This window comes from Cellulomonas persica (assembly GCF_007989825.1).
Classification (GTDB): Bacteria; Actinomycetota; Actinomycetes; order Actinomycetales; family Cellulomonadaceae; genus Cellulomonas; species Cellulomonas persica.
In genome coordinates, this window is sequence record NZ_BJUA01000004.1 from 98351 (window position 1) to 125039 (window position 26689).

Below are 26689 nucleotides of genomic sequence, written 5' to 3' on the forward strand. Positions count from 1 at the left end.
CCTGCCCTGACGTGCCGCATCTGCCTGCGCGCGGCAGGATGACGCGCAAGGGGGCGGCGCGGGACCGCCCGGACCACTGGAGGTCCGATGTCCACGGGAGCGCAACCGGCCGAGCGCAGGCCCGTCCCCTGGCGGCTGGTCCTCGGGGTCGTCGTGCTCGCGGCGGCGCTCGTGCTGATCTTCCAGAACGCCGACGAGTACACCGTCCACCTGTTCTGGGCGACGGTCACCATGCCGCTGTGGGTCCTGCTCGCGATCACGTTCGTGCTCGGACTCGTCGTCGGCTGGATGCTCAAGACCCGCCGCGCCCGGCGCAAGGGCTGACCGCCGCGACCGTGGGTGACGGGACGGACCTCGCGTGCTGACCAGCCTGGTGGTCGGCGCGGTGCTGATGAACGCCCTCGCGCTCGCGCTGGTGCTCGCGCGCGGGCCCGCGTTCGGCACGCGCGTCTACCGCCCGATGCTGCTCAACCTGGCGCTGTCGGTCGCGCCGCTCGTGCTGCTGGGCGTGGTCGCGCTCGTCTGGGTGCTGCTGCTGCACGAGGGCTGGACCGCCGTCGGGTACGTGGTGCTCGCCGTGGGTGCGGTCGTCTGGCTGCTCCTGCTCCCGAACGCGGCCTACCTCATCACCGAGCTCAACCTCAGCCACCGCCAGCCGCACGAGCGCGTGCCGCTCTGGTACGACGTCCTGCTCGTGCTGGTCCTGGCCATGTCCGGCGTGCTCAACACCGTGCTCAACGTGTTCGTCGTGCAGCTCGAGTGGGTGCTCGTGACCTCGGGCGACGACGCCCGGGCGCTCGCGGACCGCGGCTCGGTCGCGCTCTGCGTCGGGATCCTGCTGCTCGTCGGGTTCGGCATCTACCTCGGCCGCGACGTGCGCCTCAACTCGTGGGACGTGCGGCACCCGTCGTCACTGGTCCGCAAGGTCGTCCGGCACGTGCGCCAGCCGGGCGGGCTCGCGGGCATGGTGTGGTTCACGCTGCTGACCGCGCTGTTCCTGGGGCTGATGTACCTCGTGGTCATCGGCCCGGTGATCCGCGGGCTCGTGCTGATCGAGCAGGCCCGCTGACCCTCCGGTCCGCGCAGTGCCTGGTCAGGTGGGGTTGCAGCGCGCAGCGATCATCTCGAAAGGGTCCACGTCCGGGCGCCACGGCTCGAGGTTCCACGTGGCCTTCGAGCGTGCGCCGAGCTGGTGGCACGCGAGCTGCTGGAGCATGGTCGGCGACCCCGCCTCCGCGTCCGCCGCCGCGAGCTGCGCGGCCGCGAGCTCCTCGGCGGCGCGCCCGCCGGCGCGCGTCCAGTCGGCCGGCGTCACCGCGAGGGAGCGGCCGCCCTCGCGCTCGCCCCACACGAGGTCCAGGATCGAGCGTCCCGTGAACCACAGGCTCGTCGGCTCGTCCTGCGGGACCAGCACGGCGGCCTCGCCGCGGGCCTCGAGCCTGCCCGACGGGTCGGCGCGCAGACCCGCGACCGGGACGTCGCCGTCGAGCACGAGCGCGGTCCCGTCGCCCAGCACGGCGAGCCGCAGCGGAGCGGGCGCCGCGACGACGAGCGTGCGCGCGGGGGTGGGAGGGGCCGCCTCGGTGGAGCCCGTGTCGCGGCGTTCGCCGCTCGCCGCAGTGCTCGGCGTCGGCGCGATGTCGACGCGGACGCTGCTGTCGTCCAGCACACGCGGCGTGCTCGCGGCCAGCACGCGCAGCGCCACACCGTGCGACGTGATGACGACGCCCTCGCGCAGCGCCATGGCGGCCAGATCTGCCGAGGCGTCCGGCTCGCTCGGCGACGCGGCGGCGCTCGCGGTGGCGCCTGCGCTCGCGTCCGCGCTCGAGCTCTGCGTCCCCGGCGTCGCCGGACCGGTGCTGCAGCCACCCGCCGCGAGGGCGAGCAGCGCGACGGCGCTCGCCGCACGCAGGCGGAGGTCGCAGCAGGGCGCGGGCATGCGCCGACGGTAGCCGAGCCACGGGAGGCGACTCGCTGGCGATGTCGACCTGGCGCTCGTCACGATGCGTTGCGCGGGAACGGCCAGGAGAAGGATCCTGCAATGTGGCCAGTATCTGGGCTAGTCGTAGGCCATTTTTCGGATTACCATCGCACGCATGCGGACCGTTGCACTGAGTGAGGCGAAGGACAAGTTGTCGGCGCTCGTCGACGAGGCCGACCGCACCCACGAGATCATCCAGATCACGAAGCACGGTCGCGGCGCGGCAGTGCTGATGTCTGCCGACGACCTGGACTCCTTGCACGAGACGCTCTTCTGGCTCTCGCAGCCAGGCGTGCGTGAGGACGTCGCCGCTGCGCGCCAGGCGACGGCCGACGGCGCGACGACGGCCGGTGAGGATCTGCGCGCCCGGTTCGGCCTGCCGTCCCTGTGAGCGAGGCCGCCGAACCGTGGCGGGTGCAGGTCGCGCCGAGCGCGGTGCGTTCGCTCGAACGCCTGCCCCCGCGGGTCGCACAGGCCGTCGTGGAGTTCGTGACGCTGACGCTCCCCGCCAACCCCGAACGCATGTCCAAGCCGCTGCGCTACGAGCTGGATGGGCTGCGCTCGGCGCGGCGCGGCGACTACCGCGTCCTGTTCACCCTGGACCCCGACGTCCGCACGCTCCTGGTGGTGCGGATCTCGCACCGGGCGGACGCGTACCGCTGACGAGCGAGCGCGCAGGCGGCGCGGACGTCGCTCGTGACGCGCACGAGCCCGACGAGCGGAGCCGTGAGACTCGAGCTCGTCGGGCTCGTGACCGGGCGCGAACGAGGAGGGGACGCCCGGGCTCGGAGCTCGAACGGGGAAGCTCCGAGCACACGGCCGGACGTGGTGCTGATCGGGTGCGGGCCTGATCAGCACCCGTCCGGCCGAGCGCAGGCCGACCGGTGACCGGTCGACCTGCCGCTCAGTGGTCGCGGGTCAGACGCGGTGCGCGGGGACGTGGCGGCGACGCACGTGGATCACCCGCAGCACCACCCCGGCGACGAGCGCCGTCAGCGCGAGCACGAGCCCGGGCAGGACGCCGTCGCTGCCGGTCACGGCGAGCGGCGGTTCGTCGTCGTCACCGTCGACGAGCACCTCCGACGGGATGCTCGGCGTCGGGCTCGGTGTGGGTCCGGCGACCTCCTCGTCGTCGTCACCGGGCTGCGACGGCTCGGGGGACGGGACCGGCGTCTCCTCGTCCGACGGCTGGCCGGGCGCGGAGGGCTCGGGGGCGGGCGTCGTGGGCTCGGGCGTGGTCGGCTCCGGCGCGGGTGTCGTCGGCTCGGGTGTGGTCGGCTCCGGCGCGGGCGTGGTCGGCTCGGGCGACGGCGTCTCGACGGGCCCGGGCGGAGTCGGCGTGGGCGTCGGGCTCGGCGGCTGCGTCGGCGCGGGGTGCGACGGCGTCGGCTTCGGCGTCGGCGGGTACGGGTTGGGCTTCGTCGTCGGCGAGGGCGACGGGCTGGGCGAGGGCGACGGCGGGTACGGGTTCGGCTTGCACGTCGTGTGGCAGACCGGCTTCTGCCCGCCCTCGCCGAAGTGCTCGTCGTACCCGCTGACCTGGACCCATTCGATGCACGAGCCCTGCGGGACGCCGATCGTCTGCCAGCGCACGCTGTGCTGCCCGACGAGCGCGACGCTCGAGCGGCCGGGCTCCACGTGGATGTTCGCGTACCCGGTGCGGCCCTGGTGCGTGTAGCGCACGTTGACGTGGTCGTGGACCTGGAACGAGTCACCGGCGGGCAGGGTGAGGGCGTCCGCGGAGACGTCGTAGGGGACAGGGGCGTCCGACCCGCCCGCGGAGGCGCCCGCGGCGCTCGCGAGCAGCAACAGGCCGGACAGGGCGGGAACGGCAGCGACAGCGACGGCGCGGCGGAGCATCGGACCTCGAATCCTCGACAAAGCAGACCAAACGGACATCCAGCCGCGCCAGACTGTAGGGCTGAGCAGGCAAAACGCACAATTGCCCCATCGGCGTGTCGGGTGCGAAACGCCGTACGGGCCGGGGTGGTCACCCGATGGGTGCAAGACACGTGTCACCCGGTCGCGTGAGCGGCCCAGGGCGCGAGGTCGCCGCCGCACTGGACGCGCGTCCGGATCGCTCGGGGCCGGGCTCCTGCGACGAGGGTCGCGGAGGCCTCGACCGCAGGCTGCGGCGTGGTGCGACGCGAGGTGCGCGCACGGGCGTCGGCGGCCCGGCCGACGTGCCTGCGCCGGTCTGGACACCGGCCCGGGGGCTCGTCGGGCGTCGCTATCCTGGGGGCGTCCTCCGACGACGGCCGTGCCCTGCCGACCAGCGCAGGCCGCGAGCGATCTCGCCCCAAGGGAACCGATGACCTCCGCACCCGCGCGCCCCAGCAGCGACCAGCACTACGACACGGTCGAGGACGCCGCCGCGACCCCCGACCTCGCGCAGCCCTACGCCGAGCTCGGGCTCAAGCCCGACGAGTACCAGCGCATCCGCGACATCCTCGGCCGCCGGCCCACCGCCGCCGAGCTCGCGATGTACTCGGTGATGTGGTCGGAGCACTGCTCCTACAAGTCCTCCAAGACGCACCTGCGCCAGTTCGGCGACAAGACGACGCCGGCCATGAAGGAGCACCTGCTCGTCGGCATCGGCGAGAACGCGGGGGTCGTCGACATCGGCGACGGCTGGGCGGTGACGTTCAAGGTCGAGTCGCACAACCACCCGTCGTACGTCGAGCCGTACCAGGGTGCGGCCACGGGCGTCGGCGGCATCGTGCGCGACATCATCTCGATGGGTGCCCGTCCCGTCGCGGTCATGGACCAGCTGCGGTTCGGCGCGGTCGACCACCCCGACACCGCGCGCGTCGTGCACGGCGTGGTCGCGGGCGTCGGCGGCTACGGCAACTCGCTCGGCCTGCCGAACATCGGCGGCGAGCTCGTGTTCGACGCGAGCTACCAGGGCAACCCCCTGGTCAACGCCCTGTGCCTGGGCGTGCTGCGGCACGAGGACATCCACCTCGCGAACGCGTCCGGCGCGGGTAACAAGGTCGTCCTGTTCGGCGCGCGCACGGGTGGCGACGGCATCGGCGGGGCCTCGATCCTCGCGAGCGAGACGTTCGACGACACCAAGCCGTCCAAGCGCCCGTCGGTGCAGGTCGGCGACCCGTTCATGGAGAAGGTGCTCATCGAGTGCTGCCTCGAGCTGTACGCCGCGCGCGTCGTCGAGGGCATCCAGGACCTGGGTGCGGCCGGCATCTCCTGCGCGACGAGCGAGCTCGCCTCGAACGGTGACGGCGGCATGCACGTCGACCTCGAGAACGTGCTGCTGCGCGACCCCACGCTCACGGCGGGCGAGATCCTCATGTCCGAGTCGCAGGAGCGCATGATGGCGGTCGTCACGCCCGCCAAGCTGGAGGAGTTCCTCGCGATCACCTCGAAGTGGGACGTCGAGACCGCGATCATCGGCGAGGTCACGGGCACGGGGCGCCTGACGATCGACCACCACGGCCACCGGATCGTCGACGTCGACCCCAAGACCGTCGCGCACGAGGGTCCGGTGTACGACCGTCCGTACGCGCGCCCCGCGTGGCAGGACGGCCTGAACGCGGACACGTCCGCGTCGCTCGCGCGTCCGACGAGCCCCGACGAGCTGCGCGCGACCGCGCTGCGGCTTCTCGGCTCGCCGAACCTCGCGTCCAAGGAGTGGGTGACCCAGCAGTACGACCGCTTCGTGCAGGGCAACACCGCGCTCGCCCAGCCCGACGACTCGGGCGTCGTCCGGGTCGACGAGGCCACCGGCTTGGGCGTCGCGCTCGCGACCGACGCGAACGGCCGCTACGGCAAGCTCGACCCGTACACGGGTGCGCAGCTCGCGCTCGCGGAGGCGTACCGCAACGTCGCGACGACCGGCGCGCGCCCGCTCGCCGTCACCGACTGCCTCAACTTCGGCAGCCCCGAGCACCCCGACTCGATGTGGCAGCTCGTCGAGGCGATCCGCGGCCTGGCCGACGCGTGCCAGGTGCTCGAGGTCCCGGTGACCGGCGGCAACGTCTCGCTCTACAACGGCACGGGCGAGCCCGGCAAGATCGACTCGGCCATCCACCCGACGCCCGTCGTCGGTGTGCTGGGCGTGCTCGACGACGTCGCGGACGCGGTGGCGTCGGGCTGGACGGCCCCGGGCGTGGCCGTGTACCTGCTGGGCACGACGCGCGCCGAGCTCGACGGCTCCGCGTGGGCGGACGTCGAGCACGGGCACCTCGGTGGCCTGCCGCCGGCGGTCGACCTCGCGGCCGAGCGTGCGCTCGCGGCGGTGCTGCAGAACGCGTCGCGCGACGGCCTGGTCGACGCGGCGCACGACCTGTCGGAGGGCGGCCTCGTGCAGGCGCTCCTGGAGTCGTCGCTGCGGTTCGGCGTGGGGGCGCGCGTGTCGCTCGACGCGCTGTGCGAGCGCGACGGCGTGACGCCGTTCGAGGCGCTGTTCTCGGAGTCCACGGCGCGCGCGCTCGTCGCGGTGCCGCGCTCGGAGGAGGTGCGCTTCGCGGACCTGTGCGTCGCGCGCGGCGTGCCGGCGCTCAAGCTGGGCCAGACGGCCGAGGTCGCGTCCGACGACGAGGAGGCGGGCCCCGCGCTCGAGGTCGAGGGTCTGTTCACGATCCCGCTGGCCGAGGCCCGCGAGGTGTTCGAGGCGACGCTCCCGCGCCACTTCGGCTGACACCTCGGGCGCCCGGGGCGCCTGCGGCACCGAGCCAGCTCGGCGGCGTCGACCAGACGCCCTACGATGGGCGCTGGAGTGCCGGGAAGTCTGGTCGGCGTCATCGTCGTCGACCCGTGAGGACCCTCGCGCATGCCCAGCTCCGCCCCGTCGCTCCTGTCGCGCCGTTCGTGGCCCGAGACCCGCCGCATCTCCGAGATCCTGCGCAAGGAGACCGTCGGCGGCGCGCTGCTGCTGCTGGCCACGGTCGCCGCGCTGGTCTGGGCCAACTCCCCGGCGGCCGACTCGTACACCGCGCTGCGCGACCTGGAGGTCGGCCCGCACGCGCTGCACCTGCACCTGTCGCTGGGGACGTGGGCGGCGGACGGCCTGCTGGCGGTCTTCTTCTTCGTCGTCGGGCTCGAGCTCAAGCGCGAGTTCGTCGCCGGCGACCTGCGCGACCCGCGCCGCGCCGCGCTGCCGATCCTGGCGGCCGTGGGTGGCATGGCCGTCCCCGCGGTGATCTACGTAGCGGTGGCTTCACGCGCCGGCGGCGACGCGCTGCACGGCTGGGCGATCCCGACGGCGACCGACATCGCGTTCGCGCTCGCGGTCCTGGCCGTGGTCGGCACGCACCTGCCCGCGGCGCTGCGGACCTTCCTGCTGACGTTGGCCGTCGTCGACGACCTGCTCGCGGTCACGGTGATCGCGGTCTTCTACACCGACACCGTGCAGGTCGTGCCGCTTCTGGGGTCGCTCGCGGCGATCGCCCTGTTCGCGCTGGCGGTGCAGCGCAGGATCCGGTCGTGGTGGCTGCTGCTCCCGCTCGCGTTCGGTGCCTGGACGCTCATGCACGCCTCCGGGGTGCACGCGACCGTCGCGGGCGTGCTGCTGGGCTTCACTGTCCCGGTGCTGCGCAGCCGGCGCGCGGGCGGTCCGGACGCGGGCCCCGGGCTGGCCGAGCACTTTGAGCACCGGCTGCGCCCGCTGTCCGCGGGGGTGGCGGTGCCCGTGTTCGCGTTCTTCGCGGCGGGGGTGACGTTCGGCCGCCTGAGCGGCCTGGGATCGGCGCTGACCGATGCGGTGGCGCTGGGGATCGTGGCGGGTCTCGTCGTGGGCAAGCTCGTCGGCATCCTGGGCACCACCTGGGTGGTCGCCCGGCTCACGCGTGCGCGGCTCGACCCGTCGCTGAGCTGGTGGGACGTCGTGGCGATCGGCGTGCTCGGCGGGATCGGGTTCACCGTCTCGCTGCTGATCGGTGAGCTCGCGTTCGACTCCGAGCTCCGTGCCGAGCACGTCAAGGTCGGCGTGCTCGTGGGCTCGGTCGTGGCGTCGCTGCTGGCGTCCGCGCTGCTGCGGGCGCGCAACCGTGCCTACCGGGCGATCGAGGAGGCGGAGGCGGTGGACGCCGACGCGGACGGTGTCCCGGACGTCTTCCAGGGGCGCGGGGTCTAGGCACCCGGCGGCAGATCTGCCCACTGAGTTGGTCGTCGTGAGCACCTGGATCGGTGGGACGCTGCAGGCGACGGCCGCACCGCCGACAGACGACGGGCCCTCAGCGGCGACCGCCGCTCACCTGCGCAGCCTTCCAGTGACCGAGCGGAACCCCGCGCTGAGCCTGGAACTAATCGCCTCTCTGCCGCCCGTGGCCCAGCAGAGCACCACGGTGACAGTCGATCCGGAGATGGCGCTCGGCACACCGCTGATCTATACCGATGGGACGGTCGTACCGGGCCGCTCTGAGGATGCGATCGAAGCTGCGGCCGCCCACGGGGGCACCGCGTGGGGCCCCATCGGAGGAGCGTGGAGCGCGGCCTCGACGAGCGGGTGCGGCGGGTGGGGCGATGACTCGACCGCCCGCGTCAGCTACCGGTGGTGGCTGAGCCAGACAGCATTCACGACGGCACACGTGCAGGGCTGTGGCTACAACTCGGCGAAGGCCGGGGTCCGCCTCGGTGACGCTGAGCGCGCGGGTCGGCACGACCGCGCCGAGCTCGACGAGCACGGGCCGCAGGTGCACCTCCCCGACGAGCGCGTGCGCCGGGTTGCCCGACACGACGAGCGGGACGACGACCACACCGGCCAGGCCGTCGGGCCCGTACAGGTCGAGGAAGGCCTTGAGCAGGCCGGTGGAGGACGCCTTGTAGACCGGCGTCGCGACCACCGCGACGTCGGCGTCCGCGAGCGTGGTGCGCGCGGCGTCGGCGCGCGGGTGGTCGCTCGTGAGGATCTCGGCGGCGATGCCCGCCAGGTCGATCGTCGCGGTGACCTCGCCGGCGACGTGCGCGGCGACCGCGGCCGCGACCTGCTGGGCGGCGCCCAGCGTGCGCGATCCCTCGCGCGGGTTCCCGGACACCACCACCACGGTGGGTCGGACTGTCTGCGTGCTCATCTGCGTGCCCTCGCACTTCCCTCGTCCGTCACGGTTGCCGGCCCGCGGGCCGGCCCGGTCTTCCCCGGGAGCACCCCGTCGTGACCGGGGTTGCCGACCAGCGAGCCGGGGCTTGGCGCTGGTTCTCGTGACCTGGCAGAGGGGTATAGCAGCGGCGCTGAAAATGTGTACTGGATCAGTCGGAAATCTCGTCAGATGGACCGGGACCGGACGGTCCACGGGCGTCGCCCGGCGGCAGGTTGACGAACTGGAACTGCCACTGGGCGGGCCGGTCGCGCGGCACCATGACGGTCGTCGCACCCGCGTCCCACGACGACGGGACGAGGAACATCGCGTCCGGTCCCTGCACGAGCAGCCGCAGGCCCCGGTGCCGCCAGCGCGGTGCCTGCGCAGCCACGCAGGCCTCGTCCGGGGCGGGCGCCACCTCGTCGTCGGGGTCGTCGACGACGCACAGGTCCTCGACGGTGATCGTCGTGTCCGTCAGGCGCAGCGGCGTCGTCGTGTCGAGCACGACGAGCGGCAGGTCGTCCAGGTGGCGAGCGGTCTGCTGCGCGAACCCGACGCCCGCCCAGCCCGCCGTGATCGACACGACCCACAGCACCCCGGCGACGACGAGCACCCACAGGCCCGGCACGACGCCCGTCGGCCGGTCCGGCACGTACCGCAGCGCACCCGCGGTCGCGAGGGCGCCCGCGGCGATCACGGCCGCCGCGACGAGCGGCAGCCACACCCACGACCCCCACCACGCGTACGCGAGCAGGAGCAGCACCCCGATCCCGAGGACGCTCGCACCCGCGGCCGTGGCCGCCCGGGCACGCTCGGCGAGCCGCTCGACGCCGTCCGGGGCCGCCCGCAGCGCGCGTGCCCGCGCCTCGAGCCGTGCATGGACCGCCGCCGTCGCGACGAACAGCGTGGTCAGCACGACGAGCGGCACGGCCAGCGACTTCGGAGAGCGCATGACGAACTCGCGTGGCGAGAGCCCTACCGTGTCCACGTCCAGCCCGAAGTACCAGAGCTCGGACCGCGTGAACGCGTACCCGTAGTAGAAGAGGAACGCCGAGACGAACGTCGCGGGCGCGACGAACTGCGTCACCACCGGGAGCCACGCGGGCAGCGCACGCCGCGGCTCGTCGCTCATCCCTGGTCCCCGTCGTCGCCCGGGTCCTCAACCGGTTCGTCGGAAGGGTCGTCGGAGGGTTCGTCGGACGGCTCGTCGGACCCGTCGTCGAAGAAGGGACGTTGGCTCTCGTCGACGAGGGGGAGCGGCCCGCCCGGTGCGGCGAGCATGAGCTCGACGGCGTGCGCGCAGTCGGCGTCGCTGACCGTCTCGGCGCACCGCAGCCACCCGCGTGCGCGGACCGTCGCCTCGAGGTCCAGGTGCTCGGGGTCGACCGGGACCGCCGAGAGCCGGCACCCGTCGGGTGGCAGGTCCACGTCGACGCACACCCCGCCGGACGCGAGGTCGCCGCACGCGGCGTCGTCGAAACGCCAGTCGTCGCCGCTGAGCTCCAGCCGCTCGACGTGGAACGTGATCCCGTCGGTCAGCTCGACGCCCGCGACGCCGCCGTTCCAGAACAGCGTGCCGCACGACGCCACGCCGTCGAAGCTCGCGATCCCGTCGACGGGCGGTGCCGTCGTGACCACCGGCTGCCGGCCAGGCGGCTTCTGCGGCTCCTCGCCGCCGCGGGGCGTCGCGGGCTCGCGCTCGTCGGACGGCTCGTCGGGCGTCCCGCCCGGTCCGCTCGCCTGCGTGACCGCGTCCACCGTCGCGCTCGTCGGCTCCCCGGGCGGCCCGGCGCACGCCGCGACGACGGCAAGGGTCGCCAGGACGACGAGGAGCCGGGCGGCCGGGCGGGTGGGCCTGACGGTGCTGCGGGGCGCGGCCGGACCGTGCCGGGCCACGATCGGCGGGCTGCCGCTGGGTGGGACGGTCGTCGGTCGCATGGCTCCTCCCCGTCCGGAGTGCTCGCTGCGTACCCGAGAGGTGCCCCGAGACGGTGCGCGTGATACTGAGGAACGTCAGCCGAGGCCCGACGCCTCGGTGTCCACAGGGCGGGAGTCCCGGACGGGCTCGGCCGGTCATCACTAGCCTGACCGCGTCCTTCATCCCCGGTACGCGGAGCAGAGCGGAGCCGAACAATGCAGGTGCAGCTGGAGCGTGCCCGCGAGCAGGTGCTCGCGCGCAACGCCGGTGAGCGCGAGTTCCACCAGGCGGTCAACGAGGTCTTCGAGAGCCTCGGACCCGTCCTCGTCCGCAATCCCGACTACACCGACGCCGCGGTCCTCGAGCGCCTGTGCGAGCCGGAGCGGCAGATCATCTTCCGGGTCCCGTGGGTCGACGACTCCGGGAACGTGCAGATCAACCGCGGTTTCCGCGTCGAGTTCAACTCGGCGCTCGGCCCGTACAAGGGCGGCCTGCGGTTCCACCCGTCGGTCTACCTGGGCATCGTGAAGTTCCTGGGCTTCGAGCAGGTCTTCAAGAACGCGCTCACGGGCATGCCGATCGGCGGCGGCAAGGGCGGCTCCGACTTCGACCCGCGCGGCAAGTCCGACGGCGAGGTCATGCGCTTCTGCCAGTCGTTCATGACCGAGCTGTACCGGCACATCGGCGAGTACACCGACGTCCCGGCCGGTGACATCGGCGTCGGTGGGCGTGAGATCGGTTACCTGTTCGGCCAGTACAAGCGCATCACCAACCGCTACGAGTCGGGTGTGCTCACGGGCAAGGGCCTGACGTGGGGCGGCTCGCTGGTCCGCAAGGAGGCGACGGGCTACGGCACCGTCATGTTCGCCGACCGGATGCTCAAGACGTTCGGCGAGTCGTTCGACGGTCAGCGCGTCGTCGTCTCGGGTGCGGGCAACGTCGCGCTCTACGCGATCGAGAAGGCCCAGCAGCTCGGCGCGAAGGTCGTCGCGTGCTCCGACTCGCAGGGCTACGTGCTCGACGAGAAGGGCATCGACCTCGACCTGCTGCGCCAGGTGCGCGAGGTCGAGCGCGGGCGCGTCTCGGACTACGCCGAGCGCCGCGGCGCGGTGTACGTGGCGGGTCGTCGGGTGTGGGAGGTCGGCGCGCAGGTCGCACTGCCGTGCGCCACGCAGAACGAGCTGGACGACGACGACGCACGCGCGCTGATCACGTCGGGCGTCAAGATCGTCGCCGAGGGCGCGAACATGCCCACGACCCCCAAGGCCGTGACGCTGCTGCAGGAGGCGGGCGTGAAGTTCGCGCCCGGCAAGGCGGCCAACGCCGGCGGTGTCGCGACGTCCGCGCTCGAGATGCAGCAGAACGCGAGCCGTGACTCGTGGTCGTTCGAGCACACCGAGGACCGCCTCGCCGCGATCATGGGCGACATCCACGACCGCTGCCTCGCGACGGCCGACGAGTACGGCGTGCCCGGCTCGTACGTCGCGGGCGCGAACATCGCGGGCTTCGTCCGGGTGGCCGACGCGATGCTGGCCCTCGGCCTGGTCTGATCCGGTCCGCGAGGCTCCGGACTCGGCGCAGCACGCGCCGAGCAGGGCGGAGCAGGCACGAAGGCGGCGAGGAGCACGTCCTCGCCGCCTTCGTCGTGTCTGCGCCCGGACACCCCCGCCGGAACGGCAGGATCTGCCCCGTGAGATCCGTGCGCCGCGCAGCGGCCCTCGTCGCGCTCGCGGTGCTGCTCGCCGCATGCAGCGCCACCGACGGCCCGACGACCCCGCCCACCTCGTCGTCGGACGACCCGGCCCCGCCCGCGACCGGCGCCGCGACGCCCGACGCGACCCCGACCTCGTCGGCCGCGGGCCCGACCCCCGACGCGGCCAGCCCGGGCGCGCTCTACCTCGCGCCGGGCTCGCAGGCCGCCGCGGCGTGGCAGGCGGCGGCCGGGCAGGACAAGGAGCTGCTCGCGCGGATCGCGCAGCAGCCGCAGGCGACGTGGATCGGGGACTGGGTCGACGCGGCGACCGCACGCGACCAGGTCGCGGCGCTCACCGCGGGTGCCGTCGAGGCCGACGCGACCGCGGTCCTCGTCGTGTACGCGATCCCCGGGCGGGACTGCGGCCTGCACTCGGCGGGCGGCGTCGAGACGAGCGAGTACGCGGCGTGGGTCGAGACGGTGGCGAGCGGGATCCAGGGCTCCCCGATCGTCGTGCTCGAGCCGGACGCGCTCGCGCAGCTCGGCGACTGCGACGGCCAGGGCGACCGCGTGGGCTTCCTGGCGCACGCGGCGCGCGTGCTCGACGAGGCCGGTGCGCGCGTCTACCTCGACGCGGGCCACTCGGGCTGGCACCCGGCCGCCGAGACCGCGCGGCGGATCGCGCTCGTCGGCACCGAGCACCTCGCAGGGTTCGCGCTCAACACGTCGAACTACCAGACCACGGCCGACTCGCGCGCCTACGGCGAGCAGGTGTCGGCGGCGCTCGGCGGGCTGCGGTTCGTCGTGGACACCTCGCGCAACGGCAACGGCAGCAACGGCGAGTGGTGCAACCCACGAGGCCGCGCGCTGGGCGACGCGCCGCGCCTCGTCGACGACGGCACGGCGCTCGACGCGCTGCTGTGGGTCAAGGCGCCGGGCGAGTCCGACGGCGCGTGCAACGGCGGCCCCGAGGCGGGCCGCTGGTGGCAGGAGATCGCCCTCGAGCTGGCCCGCAACGCGGCCGGGTGACGCGGGGCCGACGGTGCTCGACATCGGCACGCCGGCGTGAGGTCGTCAGGTGCGCGTGAGGTCGTCAGGTGCCGCCGACGACGTCGCGTGCTTCTGACGTCGCGTCGGCGGCGACGGCCCGGAAATCGTTGGAGAGGGTCGGTGGGGGCGGCCTAGCGTCGGGGCGTGACTTCTGGCCAGTGGCGCGTGGTGCGCGCCGAGCGGACCGCGGTGCTCGTCGTACCCGCCGGTCCCTCCGGCGACCCCGGTGACACCGCCGAGGCGGCGGCCGAGCCGGTGCAGGCGCCCCGCGCCGACGACGGGCTCGCGGACTCCGGTGACGGCCGGCCCGAGCCGCTGCGCGCCGGTCTGGCACGGGACGGGCTCGCCGACTCCGACGAGGGCCGGACGACCGTGGCCGTGGGGGACCTCGTCGCGCTGGACCCCGAGTCCGGGCTCGTCGCGACGGTGCTGCCGCGCCGCTCCGCGCTCGTGCGCGACACCGCCGGCCGCACGTCGCACGTGCAGGTGCTCGCCGCGAACGTCGACGTCGTGCTCGTCGTCGAGCACCTCGACCCCGACCCCGACCTCGGGCGCGTCGAACGGCTCCTGACGCTCGCGTGGCGGTCGGGCGCGCAGCCGGTCGTCGTCCTCACCAAGGCGGACCTGGTGCCCGACCCTCACGGCATGGCCCAGGACGTCGCGGCCGCGGCGCTCGCGGTCGACGTGCACGTCGTCTCCGCCGCGACGGGCGAGGGCCTCGAGCCGGTGCGCGCGCTGCTCGGCCCCGGGGTGACGCTCGTCGTCGTCGGGCCCTCGGGTGCGGGCAAGTCGACGCTCGTCAACGCGCTCGCGGGCCGCGAGATCATGGCCACGGGCGAGCGTCGGCAGGACGGGCGCGGTCGGCACACGACCACGCACCGCGAGCTGGTCCCGCTGCCGGGCGGCGCGATGCTCATCGACACCCCGGGCCTGCGAGCCGTGGGCCTGGTCGCCGACGCCGACGCGCTCGACCACACGTTCGCGGACGTCGCCGAGCTCGCGGCCCGCTGCCGGTTCGCGGACTGCTCGCACACGAGGGAGCCGGGCTGCGCGGTGCTCGCCGCGCTCGACGGCGGCGAGCTCGACCAGCGCCGCTTCGCGAGCTGGCGCAAGCTCGAGCGTGAGGCCGCCTACCAGGAGCGCCGGGTCGACGCGCGTCTGGCCGCCGCCGAGAAGGCGCGCTGGAAGCGGATCACCCAGGCCTACCACCGCGGCCAACGAGGAGCCGGCGCTCCACGCCCCTGACCCGCCCCGGTCCTGCCGCCCATGAACAGCTGACGCGTCCTGGTGCGGCCGCGCACACATGGCTGACGCGTCCTGGTCCGGTGCGCACGCACCGCTCGCGCGGTCCGCCCAGTGGTGCGGTGCTGTGTTCGTCTGCGGGGGACAATCGGGCCGTGCCACCTCGTCGTCGTACCGATCCTGCCGCCGGCCGCGCGGCGCTCGCGGCGTGGCGCGCGGACCTGTCGTCCGTCGTCGCCCGCCGGACCGCCGTGCGGTTCACGCTCGAGGAGCTCGCCGAGGTGGCGCCCGGCAACTCCGTCGAGGTGCGGGTCCCGCCCGACGGTGCGGTTCAAGCCGTCGCCGGTCCGCGGCACACGCGCGGCACGCCGCCGAACGTCGTCGAGACCGACCCGCAGACCTGGCTCGAGCTCGCCACGGGCGCGCTGGCCTGGCCGGACGCGCTCGCGGACGGTCGCGTCCACGCCTCGGGCGAGCGCGCAGACCTCTCCGACTGGCTCCCCCTCCAGGCCACCCGCATCCGCTGACCACCCCGACCGCGCGCCGCCCGGCCCGCCCGTGCGCCACCCCGGCCCACGCGGCGGGCGGAGGGGCAGGCCCGGTGGGTGGGGCCGGGACTCTTGTCCCGGCAAATCCCGACCGGGCGGTAAGAAACTCGAGGAGGCGCCGTGGCCGCATCCGGCGCCGCACGCCAGCCCGGAAAGGCCCCACCATGACCGACTTCTCACCCCTCCTGCAGCCCGGACGCATCGGCTCCCTCACCCTTCCGAACCGCGTGATCATGGCCCCGATGGGGACCGAGATGGGTACGCACGAGGGCCTGTTCACCGAGCGTGAGATCGCGTACTACACCGAGCGTGCCAAGGGCGGCACGGGCCTCGTCGTGACCGGGATCAGCGCGGTCTCGCAGGACTACGAGCAGATCAACCCCGGCCTGTGCCGCGTCGACACGGACGACTGCATCCCCGGCCTGACCGCGCTCGCGCGCTCGGTGCACGAGGTCGGCGGCCTCATCTCGCTGCAGCTCACCGCGGGCCTCGGCCGCAACATCAACGTCGTCGACCCGCAGCGGCTGCCGATCTCCGCGTCGGACAACCCGCACTACGCGACGCCGGACGTGCTGTGCCGCCCGCTCGAGACCGACGAGATCCGGGTGCTGGTGCAGCGGTTCGGTGAGGCCGCCGCGCGCGCCGCGACCGCGGGGATCGACGCGATCGACATCCACGGCCACACGGGCTACCTGATCGACCAGTTCATGAGCCCGCAGTGGAACCGCCGGACCGACGAGTACGGCGGCTCGACCGAGAACCGGTGCCGGTTCGCCGTCGAGATCATCCAGGCGGTCAAGGAGGCGGCGCCCGGCCTGCCGGTGAGCTTCCGGCTCTCGGTGGACCACCGCTACCCGGGCGGTCGCGGGGTCGCCGAGTCGCAGGAGATCGCGCGGATCCTCCAGGACGCCGGCATCGACCTGATGATGGCCGACGAGGGCTCGTACGAGGCCATGGACTACGTCTTCCCGCCGTACTACCTGGGCGACGCACCCATGGTGCCCGCGGCGCGCGCGATGAAGGACGTCCTGACGATCCCCGTGATGGCGGTCGGCAACCTCACGCCCGAGAACGCGGTCGCGGCGCTCGAGAACGGTGACGCGGACTTCGTCGGGATCGGGCGCGGCCTGATCGCCGACCCGCAGTGGGCGGGCAAGATCGCGGCGGGCCGCCGCGCGGACATCCGCCCGTGCATCCGGTGCAACCAGCTGTGCGTCGGCAACGCGTTCTTCGCGCTCCCGCTGGGCTGTGCGGTCAACCCGCAGGTCGGGCTCGAGCGCGAGCGCGTGCTCACGCCCGTCGACCAGCCGCGCCGCGTCGCGGTCGTCGGTGGCGGACCCGCGGGCCTCGAGGCCGCGCGCGTGGCGGCCGTCCGCGGCCACGACGTCGACCTGTACGAGGCCGAGGACCACCTCGGCGGTGTGCTGTGGCCCGCCGCGACGCCGGACTTCAAGTCCGAGCTGCGCTCGATGATCGGCTGGTGGGAGCGGCAGCTCGCGGCCCTGCCCGTGCGCATCCACCTGGGCACGACGATCACCGCGGACTCGCCGGAGCTGGACGGCGTCGACGACGTCATCGTCGCGACGGGCGCGAGCCCCGTGGTGCCGCAGTCGATCCCCGGGATCGACCTCGCGGTCGACGTCGTCGACGCGCACCTGGACCGTACGCGGCTCGGCCGCCGGGTCGTGGTCGCGGGCGGCGGGCTGTCGGGTGTGGACCTCGCGCTCGAGCTCGCGGAGGACGGGCACGAGGTGACCGTCGTCGAGATGGCCGACGAGATCGCCGCCGACCTGCTGATCATCAACAAGATCACGTTGCTGCGCCGGCTCGACGCCGCGGGTGTCCGCGTGCTGACCGGGCACTCGGTGGTGCGTGTGAGCGACTCGGGTGCGACGGCGCAGGGCCCGGACGGTCCGGTCGAGCTCGCGGCGGACACGGTCGTCGCCGCGTTCGGCGTGCGCGCGGCGCGCAGCCTGGCGGACGCGCTCGAGGGCCGGGCCAAGGTGCACGCGGTCGGTGACTGCGTCCACCCGGCGAAGGTCGCCGAGGCGGTCAACGCCGGCTTCGAGGCGGCCTTCGCGCTGTGAGCCCCGGGACGTGCCGGCCCCGCCCCCGGGTCGGCACGTCCCGGCTCTGGCCTAGGATCGCGGGGTGCCGGACGACCCCCAGACCCCCGAGCAGGACCCGCGGCCCACGCGCGAGGACGCCCTGACGCCCGACGCCCGGCCGCAGGCTCCGGGGGCGCAGCACGAGCCGGCGTCCGTCGAGGCCTCGCAGTCGTCCGACGAGACCGCGCGCGGTTCCGACGAGACCGCGCGCGGTTCCGACGAGACCGCGCGCGGTTCCGACGAGGCCGCAGAGCTTCCCGACGAGGCTGCAGAGCTTCCCGACGAGGCCGCAGAGCTGCCCGCCGAGGACGAGCTCGAGCGCGTCGCGGTGCCCGCGCGTGTCCGCCGCGCGCCGAAGTTCGGTGCGTTCATCGTCGCCGGCGCGGTCGTCGGTGCCGTCGTCGCGCTGCTCGCCACGGCCCTCGTCGGCTGGCTGAGCGACGACGCGGGCGCCTCGGACGTCGCCTCGGGGCAGGGGTTCATCTCGTTCCTCGACGGCCAGGGCGCCATCCGCGCGGTGATGGGGCTGACCGGCGCGGTCGTCGGCGGGTTCGTCGGGGGCGCGCTCGCATCCCGGGCCGACCGGCGCAGCCGCGACCCGCTCGCCTGAGCCGACGGCGACCTGCTCCACCATGCGGCGGCGCGCGCCGTCGAAGCGCGTGCGTCGGGCACCTAATCGATGAGGTCGGCCCGGTGGTGTGGCCGACGACGGGACTGGTCGGGTTCCCTCGTCGGTACCGGTCCCGGGCGGGCTCACGCGTCGACGTCGATGCGCTGGACGGGTACGGCACCGCCGACCCGTGGCCGCTCCCGAGGGCCGGACAGACCGTGTCCACCAGACCGAGGAGCGTTCATGTCCGCCCGTAGCAGGTCCACCCGGGCAGCCGCCGCGCTGCTGTCCGCCACCACGCTCGTGATCGGCGGCCTCACCGTCGCGGCGAGCTCGGCGACCGCAGCCGAGGGCTGCCGCGTCGACTACACCGTCCAGAACCAGTGGCCCGGCGGGTTCCAGGGCGACGTGAAGGTCACCAACCTCGGCTCGTCCATCTCGTCGTGGAAGGTCGCCTGGACGTGGCCGTCCTCCGAGCAGAAGATCCAGCAGGCCTGGAACGCCGACGTCGTCACGTCGGGCTCGCAGGTCTCCGCGACGAGCGTCGGCTGGAACGGCTCGCTCGGCACCGGCGCGAGCGCGTCGTTCGGCTTCATCGGCACGTCCGGCTCGGCGAACCCCGCGCCGACCTCCTTCACCGTGAACGGCGTCGCGTGCACCGGCACGGTCCCGACGACGAACCCCACGACCCCCACGCAGACCCCGACCCCCACCCGGACCCCCACGCAGACACCGACGCCCACGCCCACCCCGACGACGCCGCCCCCGCAGCCGTCGGGCGACCTGTACGTCGACACGGAGAACCAGTCGTACGCCGCCTGGCAGGCCGCGTCCGGCAGCACCAAGGACCTCCTGGCGAAGATCGCGCTGACCCCGCAGTCGGTGTGGATCGGCAACTGGAACAGCCCGTCGGTGTCCCAGCAGCAGATGCGGGACGCGACGAGCCGCGCGTCGGCGGCCGGCAAGACCGTCTCGGTCGTCATCTACGCCATCCCGGGCCGTGACTGCGGCTCGCACTCGGGTGGTGGCGTGCCGGAGAGCGAGTACGCGCAGTGGGTCGACACGGTCGCGCGCGGCATCGTCGGCCGTCCGATCATCGTGCTCGAGCCCGACGCCCTCGCCCAGCTGGGCGACTGCAGCGGCCAGGGCGACCGGGTCGGCTTCCTGAAGTACGCCGCGAAGTCGCTCACGCAGGCCGGTGGCCGGGTCTACATCGACGCGGGCCACTCGGGCTGGCTGTCGGTCGACACCGCGGTGAGCCGCCTGAACCAGATCGGCTTCGAGTACGCGGTGGGCTTCGCGCTCAACACGTCGAACTACCAGACGACCTCCGACACACAGCGCTACGGCGAGCAGATCTCGCAGCGCCTCGGCGGCAGGGGCTACGTCATCGACACGTCGCGCAACGGCAACGGCAGCAACGGCGAGTGGTGCAACCCGCGCGGCCGTGCGCTCGGCGACAAGCCGCGTCTCGTGAACGACTCCACCGGTCTCGACGCGCTGCTGTGGGTCAAGCTGCCCGGCGAGTCCGACGGCTCGTGCAACGGCGGCCCGGCCGCCGGCCAGTGGTGGCAGGAGATCGCCCTGGAGCTCGCACGCAACGCCAAGTGGTGACCTGAGTCAGTGCCTGAACGGGGGGCCATGCGTCCACGGTCGATGTGCGACCATGGACGCGTGGCCCCCCGCGCTGACGGACGACTGAACCACGACCTCCTCCCGGACGAGAAAGGCCCCCAGGACGCCTGCGGCGTCTTCGGTGTCTGGGCTCCGGGCGAGGAGGTCGCCAAGCTCACCTACTTCGGGCTGTACGCGTTGCAGCACCGCGGACAGGAGTCCGCAGGCATCGCGACGAGCAACGGCTCGCAGCTCCTGGTCTACAAGGACATGGGGCTCGTCTCGCAGGTGTTCGACGAGACCGCGCTGAACGCGCTGCAGGGGCACATCGCGATCGGGCACGCCCGGTACTCGACGACCGGCGCGAGCAACTGGGAGAACGCCCAGCCGACGCTCGGCCCCACGGCCGCCGGCACCGTGGCCCTCGGCCACAACGGCAACCTGACGAACACCGCCGAGCTCGTCGAGCTCGTCGCGGAGCGGTACGGCAGCCAGCGGCGCGGCGAGCTCGCGCGCGGCAACACCACCGACACGGCGCTCATCACGGCGCTCCTCGCGGGGGACCCGGACCACACGCTCGAGTCCACGGCGCTCGAGGTCCTGCCGCGCCTGCGCGGCGCGTTCTCGCTGGTCTTCATGGACGAGCGCACGCTGTACGCGGCGCGTGACCCGCAGGGTGTGCGCCCGCTGGTGCTCGGGCGCCTCGAGCGCGGGTGGGTCGTCGCGTCGGAGACCCCGGCGCTCGACATCGTCGGCGCGAGCTACGTGCGCGAGGTCGAGCCCGGCGAGTTCATCGCGATCGACGCCGACGGGCTGCGCTCGACGCGGTTCGCGCAGGCCGAGCGCGCGGGCTGCGTCTTCGAGTACGTCTACCTCGCGCGTCCGGACACGACGATCGCGGGCCGCTCGGTCCACGCGGCGCGCGTCGAGATGGGTCGCCGTCTGGCGATCGAGCACCCCGTCGAGGCGGATCTCGTCATCCCCGTCCCGGAGTCGGGTACGCCCGCTGCGGTCGGGTACGCGCAGCAGTCAGGCATCCCGTTCGGGCAGGGCCTGACGAAGAACGCGTACGTGGGCCGTACGTTCATCCAGCCGTCGCAGACGCTGCGCCAGCTCGGCATCCGGCTCAAGCTCAACCCGCTGCGCGAGGTCATCCGCGGCAAGCGCCTCGTCGTCGTCGACGACTCGATCGTGCGCGGCAACACCCAGCGCGCGCTCGTGCGGATGCTGCGCGAGGCCGGGGCCGCCGAGGTGCACGTGCGCATCTCGTCGCCGCCCGTGAAGTGGCCGTGCTTCTACGGCATCGACTTCGCGAGCCGCGCCGAGCTCATCGCCAACGGCCTGACGCCCGACGAGATCGGCGCCTCGCTCGGCGCGGACTCGCTCGGCTACATCTCCGAGGACGCCCTCATCGAGGCGACCGAGCAGCCTGCGAGCCAGCTGTGCACCGCGTGCTTCTCGGGCCGCTACCCGATCGAGCTGCCTCCGGCCGACCGGCTCGGCAAGAACCTGCTCGAGCAGAACGAGCTGCCGCTGGGAGCACCCGAGGACGGGCTCGTCGCGATCCTGCCCGGCGGCGGTGCGGCGTCCGCGCTCGACCACCCCTGAGCGCCGAGCCGACGAGCGACCGAGCCACCACCGCACGAGCCACCACCGACCGAGCCGACGACCGACCCCGCGCCGTGGCGCCCGTGCCCGGCCGAACCCCTGGAGCGACCGTGACCTCCCAGCCCGACGACGCGACCGCCACCCCCGCGCCGATCACGTACGCCGCCGCGGGCGTCGACACCGAGGCGGGGGACAAGGCCGTCGAGCTCATGAAGGACGCGGTGCGCGCGACGCACGGCGCGCGCGTGCTCGGCGGGGTCGGCGGCTTCGCCGGCCTGTACGACGCGAGCTTCCTCACCCGGTACCGGCACCCGCTGCTCGCGACGTCGACCGACGGCGTCGGCACCAAGGTCGCGATCGCGCAGGCGCTCGACATCCACCACACCATCGGCTTCGACCTCGTCGGCATGGTCGTCGACGACATCGTCGTGGTCGGCGCCGAGCCGCTGTTCATGACCGACTACATCGCGACCGGCCGCGTCGTGCCCGAGCGCATCGCGGACGTGGTGCGCGGCATCGCGCAGGCGTGCCAGGTGGCCGGGACCGCGCTGGTCGGCGGCGAGACCGCGGAGCACCCGGGGCTGCTGGCGCCCGACGAGTACGACGTCGCGGGCGCCGCGACAGGCGTCGTCGAGGCCGACGAGCTGCTCGGCCCGGAGCGGGTGCGCGCGGGCGACGTGCTCGTCGCGTTCGCCTCCAGCGGGCTGCACTCCAACGGGTACTCGCTCGTGCGGGCCGTCGTCCGGCAGGCGGGCTGGGGCCTCGAGCGGCACGTCGACGAGCTGGGCCGCACGCTCGGCGAGGAGCTCCTCGAGCCGACGCGCGTCTACGCGTCCGACTGCCTCGCGATCGCCCGCCGCGCCGGCGTCGCCGGGGTGCACGCCTTCAGCCACGTGACGGGCGGCGGGCTCGCCGCGAACGTCGCGCGCATCCTGCCGGGCGGGCTCGTCGCCGACGTGGATCGCGGCGCGTGGACCCTGCCGCCCGTGTTCTCCCTGGTGCAGGGGCTCGGCCAGGTCCCGTGGACGGACCTCGAGGGGACGCTCAACCTCGGCGTGGGCATGGTCGCCGTCGTCGCGGCCGACGCCGTGGGCGGCGTGCTCGCGCACGCGGCCGAGCTCGGCCTGCCGGCGTGGGAGCTCGGCGCGGTGCGTGACCTGGACCCGTCGCGCGACGTCGTCGGCGCGCCGGGGTTCGTGTCCGGCACCAAGGGTGTCGACGGCGGCGCAGTGCGCCTCACGGGCGAGTACCGCACGGCCTGACAACCGGGGGCGTCCGGCCCTGAGACGACTGTCGCCTGCCGGGCGGGGCTCGGCAGGCGACAGGTCGCGGACGGCACGTCGTGGGACCGCTGCGTGGTCGGACGACGGGCGGTCGTCAGACCACGTCCCGAGCGTCACCCCCGGGGTGCCGTTGACGGCTCGGGTCGGGCCCGACGGATCGTCGGACGACAGCGCCGGACGACGAGGTCGTCCGGCGCGCTCGCTCGGACAAGGCCGGTCAGACGAGGCCGGTCCGGGCGCCTCGTCGGTCAGGCGACCGCGCGGGTCGGACCACCGTCGACGGCGGGACGAGGGTCAGCGGTCGTCGTCGAGCCACCGGCGGTAGTCGTCGTCAGGCTCGTCGTCCGTGTCGACCGCAGCAACGCTCCGGCGCTCGATGGGGTCGACGTGCCGCGACAGCTCCTGCTCCAGCGCGCGGTAGTTGGTGTCCGGGCTGAAGTACTTCAGCTCCCGCGCCACCTTCGTCTGCTTAGCCTTCTGACGGCCGCGCCCCATGGCATCGACCCCCTCTAACGTGGAAGCGGGGCGGCACCGTGCTCACACGTGCGGCCCCGGGATGCTGAATCGTCTGTTCGTTCGGCAACGCTACATGGAATTCCGTTATTCCGGCCACTCGCGAGGGGGCGACTCGCGTCACGTTCACCCAGGGCGCACGAGTCCCCCACGACCGCGTGCGCGACCGGGGCGGTCGCCGTGTCCGGCTCGTCCGGTTCGCGACCCGCGCGAGGGGGCCTGGTGGTCGACGGCGGGCCCCGCGACTGCCCCTCGCACCTGGGCCCCCGGTCGGGCCTGAGTGCTCCTCCGCCGGGGCCCGTGCGCACCGGCGCGGTCTCGGCGAGCGAGGGTGAAAAGTCCGGTTTAGGCTGACCTTGCGTGCCGCTCACCAGCGGACTCGTCGGTTCTGAGGACCGGGTTGTACGCTTTCGTAACGAAATCGTGTCCCGGAATGCGCCGCATGCCGGGTTCACACATGCTAGTGACGCGAGTGCGACGTCCCTCGTGACGCCGCCCTCGCCACCAGCTGCACCGAACAGGTGATCGTCGGGAAGGGGAGTCCCGGCCCACCCGATAGCCAGGAGGCACCCCCATGACCGTCAAGCCCGCAGTCACCGACAACCTGCTCACCCCGTCCGAGGTCGCGACCCTGTTCCGCGTCGACCCGAAGACCGTGACGCGCTGGGCCAAGGCCGGCAAGCTCTCGTCGATCCGCACTCTCGGCGGGCACCGGCGCTACCTCGAGTCCGAGGTCCAGGCGCTGCTCCAGGGCATCCCCCAGCAGCGCGGCACCGCCTGACCCGCGGCGCGGACGGGTCGACGGCTCGGCCCCTGAGGCCGACGCTCGAACCCCAGGCCGCCGGTGTCGGGCGAGCTCGTACGACGCCACGCGCGTGACGCCTCCGCCAGGTGCGTCGGTTCGGCTCCCCACACATCAGGACCCACGAAGGCCCCGGGATGGCTCCCGGGGCCTTCGCGTGTGCGCGAGCCGGCAGGCTCGCGTGTCGGCTCGCGGCCGTCAGCGGGAGCGGCGCGCGATGCGCACGACGACGATCGTCGTGACGAACGCGGCCGCGAGCGCGGCGCCGGCGAGCACCTTGCGCGCGTGCGCACGGTCCTGCGGGCTCGCGTCGGCGCTCGTCGCGTCGGACGCGAGCCGTCGCGCCGTCGCCACGGCAGCCTCGGCCTGTGCGCGCGGCGCCAGTCGCGCGGTGAGCTCGTCGACCGTGGACACGAGCTGCTGACGCGTCACCGCGATCTCGGCCTCGATCGCCTGCATCGCCGGGGTGGTGAAGGGCTCGGGGCGCTTCTCGTCGGTCATCGGGCTCCTCCCAGCGGGTGTGCGGTCCGGGCCGTCGCCCCGGTGCGGATGCGCGCGCTGCTCCTCGTCGGAGGCGTCGCCGCCGCACTCATGCCGACGGACCCTTCAGAGCGGCCACATCGTCCTGCACGCTCGCGATCGCGGCCTGCGGTGCGGGCGGGGAGGCCTTCTTGAGCGCCTTCACGCCGAGCAGCGCGAGGACCACGACGACGATCAGGAGCAGCAAGGTGACGATCAGCGCCGCCGCCCACAGCGGCAGCCACAGGTCGAGCACGATGACCAGCGTCGTCAGCACCGCGGCGAGCAGGTACAGCGCGAGCACGCCCGCCGCGACGAGCATGCCCGAGCCGGCGCCCAGGATCTTGGCGCGTTCGGCGATCTCGGTCTTGGCGAGCTCGATCTCGGCCCGCACGAGCCGTGAGGTCTGCTCGCTCAGGTCGCTCACGAGCTGACCGAGCGAACGCTGGGGTTGCGCGTTCGTCGTCATCGGTGCTGCCTTTCGTCGTCCTGCCGTGTCCTGCGGCGCAGACACCCAGTGTGCTGTCGGCGTCCGCGCACCGCTCGGCGAGGCCGCTCAGTTGTCCCAGGGGTGGACGAGCTCCTCGGCCGGGTGCGTCGGCTCGGGCAGGGCCGTCAGACGAGGCGCAGGCGTGCGGGGGAGGTGGCTACGCCCCCACGCGGCGAAGCCGGCGGCGACGAGCAGGAGCGCGGTGCCGACGAGCAGCGCCGCGAGCCACGGCTCGACGACGTGCGCCATGCCCATGACCGCCGCGGTGACGAACAGCGCCAGCCCGAAGAACGTGAGCAGTGCGGCCGCGCCGAACGCGATCGCCGACGGCCGGACCTGCACCGCGCGCGCCCGCACGCTCGCGCTGACCGCGTCGATCTCGGCCTGGATCGACGAGCGGACCTTGTCCTCCGCCTGCCCCAGCTTCTCGCGAGCGCGCTCGGCGATCGGCTCGGTGAGGCGGTCGAGGAATCGGCGGCGTTCGGGACCGCGGTCGGTCGTCACGGGCTCCTCCAGGGGCTGCGGTGTGGCGCCAGCCTAGCCAGGCGGGGCTCTCGCGGGACGGGACGCGCGGGCGTCGTCACCTGCGCACTTGTCCCGCGCGCATGCCCGGAGACGACGAAGCCCGCCAGGCTGCTCCCTGGCGGGCTTCGTACGGTGGCTCCGACCGGCGTCGATCCGGTGACCTTTCGATTTTCAGTCGAACGCTCTACCAACTGAGCTACAGAGCCGTGGAGTCGCCTCCAACGACGATGCCGGCCACAAGGACCGGCATTGTCGAGCGACCCCGACGGGACTTGAACCCGCGACCTCCGCCGTGACAGGGCGGCGCGCTAACCAACTGCGCTACGGGGCCTCGTGGTGAGACCTTTCTTGCATCTTTCACTACACGTTCTCGTACCCCCAACGGGATTCGAACCCGTGCTACCGCCGTGAAAGGGCGGGGTCCTAGGCCGCTAGACGATGAGGGCGTCGCCCCAGACGTCGAGGCGTCGGTTGACCGTGGAAGAGCATACGGGGACTTGGCCGGAACTCCAAAGCGGCCCCTCGCGACGCTGCTCACACGCCCGTCGGTGAGGCCCGTGGGGCGACGAGTCCCTCGGTGGCCGGGCAGGATGGGCGTGTGTTCGAGATGTCGCGCGACGAGTTCGACGACGCCGTCCGTGACGCGCTCGACGAGATCCCGGCCGAGCTCGCCGCGATGATGGACAACGTCGTCGTGCTCGTCGAGGACGAGCCGCCGCCGGGCGACGAGGACCTCCTGGGCCTGTACGAGGGCGTCCCGCTCACCGAGCGCACGGACTCGTGGGCGGCCGGGTCGCTGCCCGACCGCATCACGATCTTCCGCAACCCCACCCTCGAGATCTGCGACACCCGCGACGACGTCGTCGAGGAGGTCGCGATCACGGTCGTGCACGAGATCGCCCACCACTTCGGCATCGACGACGACCGCCTCCACGCCCTCGGCTGGGCCTGACCCCACCCGCGTCGCCGGCACGCACCTCCCCGAGCGCGGTAGCCCAGTCGCCAGCGCGCCCGTCCGCACCCCGCGCCCGGCGCCGACCCACCGCCCCCGGCCCAGACCGGCTGGCGCCCCGGGACTCCTCTCCGCGACCCGCCCCTCGTGCCCCAGCGCGGTCGATCGGGCGCGAGCGCGGTGGTAGCGAATCCGCGCT

Annotated in this window: 26 protein-coding genes, 3 tRNA genes and 1 riboswitch; of the genes, 17 read left to right on the forward strand and 12 right to left on the reverse strand. The window is 73.6% G+C overall.

The window, feature by feature from the left end; genetic code table 11:
- Positions 1-87: 87 nt before the first annotated feature.
- Entirely contained in the window at positions 88-324 is a 237-nt protein-coding gene (locus CPE01_RS05225) for a LapA family protein (protein ID WP_146805594.1), read from the forward strand.
- Positions 325-358: 34 nt separating this feature from the next.
- Complete coding sequence (locus CPE01_RS05230; protein WP_146805595.1) at positions 359-1069, forward strand: DUF1361 domain-containing protein; 711 nt, start codon at positions 359-361, stop codon at positions 1067-1069.
- A 24-nt stretch (positions 1070-1093) separates the two neighbouring features.
- Here the strand turns inward: CPE01_RS05230 and CPE01_RS16370 are convergent, their stop codons facing one another.
- Positions 1094-1939, reverse strand: coding sequence for a DUF2599 domain-containing protein (locus tag CPE01_RS16370; protein ID WP_222592869.1), 846 nt, complete (start codon positions 1937-1939; stop codon positions 1094-1096).
- Positions 1940-2096: 157 nt separating this feature from the next.
- Here CPE01_RS16370 and CPE01_RS05240 point away from each other — a divergent pair, with 157 nt between their 5' ends.
- A complete protein-coding gene (locus tag CPE01_RS05240; RefSeq protein WP_146805596.1) occupies positions 2097-2372 on the forward strand; it encodes a type II toxin-antitoxin system Phd/YefM family antitoxin in 276 nt (91 codons plus the stop codon).
- Complete coding sequence (locus CPE01_RS05245) at positions 2369-2644, forward strand: type II toxin-antitoxin system RelE family toxin (RefSeq protein WP_146805597.1); 276 nt, start codon at positions 2369-2371, stop codon at positions 2642-2644. Before CPE01_RS05240 ends, CPE01_RS05245 begins: the two co-directional genes overlap by 4 nt.
- Positions 2645-2899: 255 nt before the next feature.
- On the opposite strand, the gene CPE01_RS05250 is transcribed toward CPE01_RS05245, so the two are convergent.
- On the reverse strand, positions 2900-3841 hold the full coding sequence (locus CPE01_RS05250) for a hypothetical protein (RefSeq protein WP_146805598.1): 942 nt from the start codon (positions 3839-3841) through the stop codon (positions 2900-2902).
- 451 nt (positions 3842-4292) lie between these two features.
- On the opposite strand from CPE01_RS05250, the gene purL reads away from it, so the two are divergent.
- Together purL and nhaA are read left to right on the forward strand one after the other, a co-directional pair.
- Positions 4293-6638 (forward strand): phosphoribosylformylglycinamidine synthase subunit PurL, encoded by a 2346-nt coding sequence (gene purL / locus CPE01_RS05255; RefSeq protein ID WP_146805599.1) that lies wholly within the window; start codon positions 4293-4295, stop codon positions 6636-6638.
- A gap of 132 nt (positions 6639-6770) precedes the next feature.
- Positions 6771-8072, forward strand: a complete 1302-nt coding sequence (gene nhaA / locus CPE01_RS05260; protein ID WP_146805600.1) for a Na+/H+ antiporter NhaA — start codon at positions 6771-6773, stop codon at positions 8070-8072.
- Between the two features lie 169 nt (positions 8073-8241).
- On the opposite strand, the gene CPE01_RS05265 is transcribed toward nhaA, so the two are convergent.
- The 3 genes from CPE01_RS05265 to CPE01_RS05275 all read right to left on the reverse strand — a co-directional run bounded on the left by CPE01_RS05265 (position 8242) and on the right by CPE01_RS05275 (position 10953).
- Entirely contained in the window at positions 8242-9009 is a 768-nt protein-coding gene (locus CPE01_RS05265; RefSeq protein ID WP_146805601.1) for an NAD(P)H-dependent oxidoreductase, read from the reverse strand.
- A 25-nt stretch (positions 9010-9034) separates the two neighbouring features.
- Positions 9035-9142: riboswitch (SAM riboswitch) on the reverse strand.
- Positions 9143-9184: 42 nt separating this feature from the next.
- Positions 9185-10147, reverse strand: a complete 963-nt coding sequence (locus CPE01_RS05270) for a hypothetical protein (RefSeq protein WP_146805602.1) — start codon at positions 10145-10147, stop codon at positions 9185-9187.
- Positions 10144-10953, reverse strand: a complete 810-nt coding sequence (locus CPE01_RS05275; RefSeq protein WP_146805603.1) for a hypothetical protein — start codon at positions 10951-10953, stop codon at positions 10144-10146. Before CPE01_RS05275 ends, CPE01_RS05270 begins: the two co-directional genes overlap by 4 nt.
- A gap of 195 nt (positions 10954-11148) precedes the next feature.
- Here CPE01_RS05275 and gdhA point away from each other — a divergent pair, with 195 nt between their 5' ends.
- From gdhA to purM, 9 genes are all read left to right on the forward strand, one after another.
- A complete protein-coding gene (gdhA, locus tag CPE01_RS05280; RefSeq protein ID WP_146805604.1) occupies positions 11149-12483 on the forward strand; it encodes an NADP-specific glutamate dehydrogenase in 1335 nt (444 codons plus the stop codon).
- A gap of 140 nt (positions 12484-12623) precedes the next feature.
- Positions 12624-13655: a glycoside hydrolase family 6 protein gene (locus CPE01_RS05285; protein WP_246783757.1), complete on the forward strand. Its 1032-nt coding sequence runs from the start codon at positions 12624-12626 to the stop codon at positions 13653-13655.
- A 165-nt stretch (positions 13656-13820) separates the two neighbouring features.
- On the forward strand, positions 13821-14921 hold the full coding sequence (rsgA, locus tag CPE01_RS05290; RefSeq protein ID WP_146805605.1) for a ribosome small subunit-dependent GTPase A: 1101 nt from the start codon (positions 13821-13823) through the stop codon (positions 14919-14921).
- A 152-nt stretch (positions 14922-15073) separates the two neighbouring features.
- The gene (locus CPE01_RS05295) at positions 15074-15445 is read left to right on the forward strand and encodes a sterol carrier family protein (RefSeq protein WP_146805606.1); all 372 of its coding nucleotides are present in this window, start codon (positions 15074-15076) and stop codon (positions 15443-15445) included.
- Positions 15446-15630: 185 nt separating this feature from the next.
- On the forward strand, positions 15631-17553 hold the full coding sequence (locus CPE01_RS05300; protein ID WP_146805607.1) for an oxidoreductase: 1923 nt from the start codon (positions 15631-15633) through the stop codon (positions 17551-17553).
- Positions 17554-17617: 64 nt separating this feature from the next.
- Positions 17618-18184 carry a hypothetical protein gene (locus CPE01_RS16685; protein ID WP_246783759.1) on the forward strand — a complete coding sequence of 189 codons (567 nt, stop codon included), beginning with the start codon at positions 17618-17620 and terminating at the stop codon, positions 18182-18184.
- A gap of 243 nt (positions 18185-18427) precedes the next feature.
- Positions 18428-19798, forward strand: a complete 1371-nt coding sequence (locus tag CPE01_RS05310; protein WP_146805608.1) for a glycoside hydrolase family 6 protein — start codon at positions 18428-18430, stop codon at positions 19796-19798.
- Positions 19799-19858: 60 nt separating this feature from the next.
- Complete coding sequence (gene purF, locus CPE01_RS05315) at positions 19859-21406, forward strand: amidophosphoribosyltransferase (protein ID WP_146805609.1); 1548 nt, start codon at positions 19859-19861, stop codon at positions 21404-21406.
- A gap of 110 nt (positions 21407-21516) precedes the next feature.
- A complete protein-coding gene (gene purM / locus CPE01_RS05320) occupies positions 21517-22668 on the forward strand; it encodes a phosphoribosylformylglycinamidine cyclo-ligase (protein WP_146805610.1) in 1152 nt (383 codons plus the stop codon).
- A 315-nt stretch (positions 22669-22983) separates the two neighbouring features.
- Here purM and CPE01_RS05325 read toward each other — a convergent pair whose 3' ends face one another.
- Positions 22984-23184, reverse strand: a complete 201-nt coding sequence (locus CPE01_RS05325) for a DUF3073 domain-containing protein (RefSeq protein WP_146805611.1) — start codon at positions 23182-23184, stop codon at positions 22984-22986.
- A gap of 592 nt (positions 23185-23776) precedes the next feature.
- Here CPE01_RS05325 and CPE01_RS05330 point away from each other — a divergent pair.
- Positions 23777-23983 carry a BldC family transcriptional regulator gene (locus tag CPE01_RS05330; RefSeq protein WP_146805612.1) on the forward strand — a complete coding sequence of 69 codons (207 nt, stop codon included), beginning with the start codon at positions 23777-23779 and terminating at the stop codon, positions 23981-23983.
- Between the two features lie 219 nt (positions 23984-24202).
- Here CPE01_RS05330 and CPE01_RS05335 read toward each other — a convergent pair whose 3' ends face one another.
- The 6 genes from CPE01_RS05335 to CPE01_RS05360 all read right to left on the reverse strand — a co-directional run bounded on the left by CPE01_RS05335 (position 24203) and on the right by CPE01_RS05360 (position 25984).
- A complete protein-coding gene (locus CPE01_RS05335) occupies positions 24203-24505 on the reverse strand; it encodes a DUF3618 domain-containing protein (RefSeq protein ID WP_146805613.1) in 303 nt (100 codons plus the stop codon).
- Positions 24506-24593: 88 nt separating this feature from the next.
- Positions 24594-24992: a phage holin family protein gene (locus CPE01_RS05340; RefSeq protein WP_146805614.1), complete on the reverse strand. Its 399-nt coding sequence runs from the start codon at positions 24990-24992 to the stop codon at positions 24594-24596.
- An 87-nt stretch (positions 24993-25079) separates the two neighbouring features.
- A complete protein-coding gene (locus tag CPE01_RS05345) occupies positions 25080-25517 on the reverse strand; it encodes a phage holin family protein (RefSeq protein WP_146805615.1) in 438 nt (145 codons plus the stop codon).
- 154 nt (positions 25518-25671) lie between these two features.
- Positions 25672-25744: transfer RNA gene (locus CPE01_RS05350), tRNA-Phe, on the reverse strand.
- Between the two features lie 51 nt (positions 25745-25795).
- A tRNA-Asp gene (locus CPE01_RS05355) sits at positions 25796-25869 on the reverse strand.
- Between the two features lie 42 nt (positions 25870-25911).
- Positions 25912-25984: transfer RNA gene (locus CPE01_RS05360), tRNA-Glu, on the reverse strand.
- 161 nt (positions 25985-26145) lie between these two features.
- Between CPE01_RS05360 and CPE01_RS05365 the strand changes: the two genes are divergently transcribed.
- On the forward strand, positions 26146-26490 hold the full coding sequence (locus CPE01_RS05365; RefSeq protein WP_186811428.1) for a metallopeptidase family protein: 345 nt from the start codon (positions 26146-26148) through the stop codon (positions 26488-26490).
- The last annotated feature ends 199 nt before the right edge of the window (positions 26491-26689 follow it).